A 3,410-nucleotide genomic window follows, 5' to 3' on the forward strand; every position below is an offset into this window, starting at 1 on the left:
GCTGGTCGTGTCGCTGGCCCTGCTGGGCGCCGCGCTCACCTTCCTGGACCGCGCCCGGAAGCCGCCGCGCGCTTCGACGAGGCCCTGGAGCGCTGCGAGGCCGCGGGCGACGGGCTGCACAAGGCCGCCGTGCTGAGCAACCGCGTCCTCCTGTGGCTCCGCCAGGGCGACGTGCCGCGCATGGAGGCCGACCTGCGCCGCGCCACGGCCCTGGGCCGCGAGCTGGCCCACGCGCAGATGGAGCGCTGGTCCACGTTCAACCTGGCGGAGGTCCTCTACATGCAGGGCCGCCTGGACGAAGCGCTCCCCCTGGCGCAGCGCGCGTACGAGCTGGGCGTGCGCTTCTTCCGCGAACACCCCGTGCCCGTGGACGCGCTGCTCCTCGCCCGCATCCAGGCCGCCGCGGGGGACGAGGCGGCGGCAGCCCGGCAGCTCGCCTGGATCTCCCAGCGCTGTCCGCCGGAGTCCCTGCCGCCCACCGCCATCATGCGGCGCCTCGTGGAGCTCCAGGTCCATCAGCGGACCGCGGGCGCCTTCCGTGCAACGGATTGGGAGGCGCTTCACGCGGAAGCGGACGCGCTGGCCTCGCCGGACGAGAAGGCGGAGATCCTCCTGCAGGCCACCGGCAGCGCGCGCCGCACGGGGGCCATGGACGAGGCCCGCGCGTGGCTCGAACGTGCCGCGCCCGCCGTGGCGGAAGCCCCTCTGTGGGCTACGTGTTTCCACGCACTGCGTGCCGCGCTCGCACCGGCAGCGCTGTAACGGGAATCGCTACACAGGTCCGCGCCCGTAACCTTTCGCGCTACAGGGAGACAAGAAGGCCGCGCCTGGGGTTTCCTTCGCATCCCATTTCCGAGTCCTGCCCAAGGAGTGTTCGCGCGATGGCCTCCTCCGTCCTCCGAGTCCCCTGGTGTTTCCTCTTGCTGGCCCTGACCGGCTGCGAGCCCTCGCTCCCGGACGGGACCGGCGTGAGCCCCCGTGCCGAAGAGCAGCTCGGCGCGCGTGAGTCGGACATCCGCATCGCCAACTCGCTCACGACGCAGGAGCTGGTGGTCAACGCCATCGCCGCGAACCACGACGCCAACGAGGCGCTGGCCACCAGCGCGCTGGAGTCCCTCTTCGACCCCGACGTGATGGTCCCCAGCGGTGAGGTGACGCTCATGCAGAACCAGCTGCGCGACCCGTTCGCGCAGCGCTTCATGGCGTACCTGGTGGGCTGTGCGCTGGGCGAAGGGGAGACCCTCGAGTGGCTCGATCCCTTGCAGCCCTCCGGCTCGCAGCGCAGTGAATGGGCGGGCTCCGCGGGCCTCTGTCCGTGGTGGCGCACGGGGGCGCCGGGTGACGCGTGCCTCAAGCGCGTGACGGCCTGCCTCCTGGCGCGCAACAACAGCCGGGGCTTCCGCGTGGAGCTGTCCATGCGCGGCGAGCTCCACGAGCCCGCCCTCTCCCTCGCGGAGCCGTTCACGCTGGATGCGTGGACGCAGCCCATCGACCAGCTGCCGACCGCGCCCGCGCCGGTGAGCAGCTCGGTGCCGTGCGCGAGCCAGACGTTTGGCGCGGGGCGGGACTGCGGCTGGACGATGCACTCGGTGGGCTGGTGCCCCGCGGGTCAGACCATCGCCGTGGGCGCGGGAGGCCCGCCGAGCTGCCCCTCCGGGGCGCCGCTGGGCTCCAGCTCGGACGCGCGCATGGTGCTGCGCGTGTGCCGGGGCATCGCCGGCTGTGACAGCGTTGACACGCGGCACGTGGCCTCCAGCCAGGGCTGCTCGGCCGGCTCCACGAACCCCCTGCCTTCCGCCGCCACGGACCCCTCCGTGAGCTTCAGCTGTCCGTCGTCGGGCGGGTACTTCACGGTGATGACGGCGCCCTGGGACAGCGCCGTGGAGGGCACGGCGAACGTGGGCTTCACGGCCGGCGTGCAGGCCCCGCTCTCCGAGCGCGGCGTGTACCGGATCCGCGAGGGCGCCTTCTACGGCAACCTCTTCGGAAGGCACGCGCTGCGCGACGACATCAACGTGACCGTGACGCTGGCGGCGGGGAAGCGGGACGGCTACGTCATCAACCGGCCGCCGTCTCCCCAGACGGAGCCCATCTTCAAGGACCTCTACGCCTGCTACGACCCGGGTTGGGTGTCCGGCCTGGCGTACGCGACCTACCGCGTGTGCGCGCTGCCGGACACGCACGCGGACTGCGCGGCCAGGGTGACGGGGCCGTGCTGGGGCAGCGACGCGGTGGCCACGAACCGGTGCGAGGTGCAGGACGGTCCGCTGCTGTCCGGCGACGGCGACTTCGAGAAGTGCCGGGACGCGTCCAACACCCTCTGGACGGAGCCCGCCACCGTCTACCTCAACGGCGCGTGCGACCTGGTGGATGCCCAGCACCGCGACCTGTGCAAGCGCAGGTCGGAACCGCCGCCGCCCCAGGACGGCTCCACGAGCAAGCGCTAGCCCATGGCGGGCAACGGCGAGGAGGCCCTCTACGGTGAGGAGCTGCGGCCCGGCGCGCTCGTGGGCGAGTGGGTCGTGGACCGCGTCCAGGTGCAGGGCCCCGTGTCCGCGCTGTACCGGGCGCGGCACGCGCGAACCGGCGTGCCCGCAGCGCTGAAGGTGCTGCACCCGCAGGTGGCCGCGGCAGCGGTGGCGCTGCGGCGCTTCCGGCGCGAGGCGGCCACGTTGCAGCGGCTGAGCCACCCGCACATCGTCACGGTGCTGGGGTACGGCGAGCTGTCGGACGGCCGGCCCTTCATCGCCATGGAGTGGCTGGAGGGCCAGGACCTGGCGGCGGAGCTGGCACGCGCGGGCCTGTCCCGCGCGAGTGCTGGCGGTGATGAGCAGGTGGGCGCGGCGCTGCGGGTGGCGCACGGCGCGGGCGTGGTGCACCGCGACCTGAAGGCGCAGAACGTGGTGCGGCTCGCGCCCGGACGCGGCGGCCCTGCCGTGAAGCTGGTGGACTTCGGCGTGGCGAAGGGGCTGGTGCCGGGCGCCCCGGGCAGCTCGTCGCTCACGCACACCGGCGTGGTGCTGGGCACGCCGCTGTCCATGGCGCCGGAGCAGATCCGCGGCGAGGTGCCGGACGCGCGCACGGACTGTACGCCGTGGGCGTGCTCCTCTTCCAGCTGCTCACGGGCATGCCGCCCTTCCAGGGCACCACCCGCCACGAGGTGGAGCAGCAGCACCTGCACGCCCCTGCGCCGCGTCCGGGCGAGCACGCGCCGGTGTCCGCCGCGCTGGACGCCGTCGTGCTGCGGTGCCTGCGCAAGGCGCGCGAGGAGCGCTACCCGGACGTGGACGCGCTGCTGGAGGACCTCGAGGGCGCGGTGCTGGGCGGCGCGGCGCCGGTGGAGGTGCCGCGCGCGGTGGGGCTGTACGTGGAGGCCCGGCTGACGGGGGAGCCGGGCCCCGCCGCGATGG

1 protein-coding gene and 2 pseudogenes are annotated in these 3,410 nt (G+C 73.8%); all 3 read left to right on the forward strand.

What is annotated here, in order from left to right:
* Positions 1 to 762 (forward strand): annotated as a pseudogene (locus tag ACLEQD_RS39665) (serine/threonine-protein kinase PknK); the annotation flags it as partial.
* A 119-nt stretch (positions 763 to 881) separates the two neighbouring features.
* Positions 882 to 2,447, forward strand: coding sequence for a hypothetical protein (locus ACLEQD_RS39670; protein WP_410391116.1), 1,566 nt, complete (start codon positions 882 to 884; stop codon positions 2,445 to 2,447).
* A gap of 3 nt (positions 2,448 to 2,450) precedes the next feature.
* Positions 2,451 to 3,410: pseudogene (locus ACLEQD_RS39675) on the forward strand (serine/threonine-protein kinase); the annotation flags it as partial.

Source organism: Corallococcus sp. 4LFB (genome assembly GCF_046520365.1).
GTDB classification, from domain to species: Bacteria; Myxococcota; Myxococcia; order Myxococcales; family Myxococcaceae; genus Corallococcus; species Corallococcus caeni.

What these genes read in the sequence shown, in the direction of transcription:
- ACLEQD_RS39670 (WP_410391116.1), top strand. Translation starts at nt 882, where the DNA reads ATGGCCTCCTCCGTCCTCCGAGTCCCCTGGTGTTTCCTCTTGCTGGCC.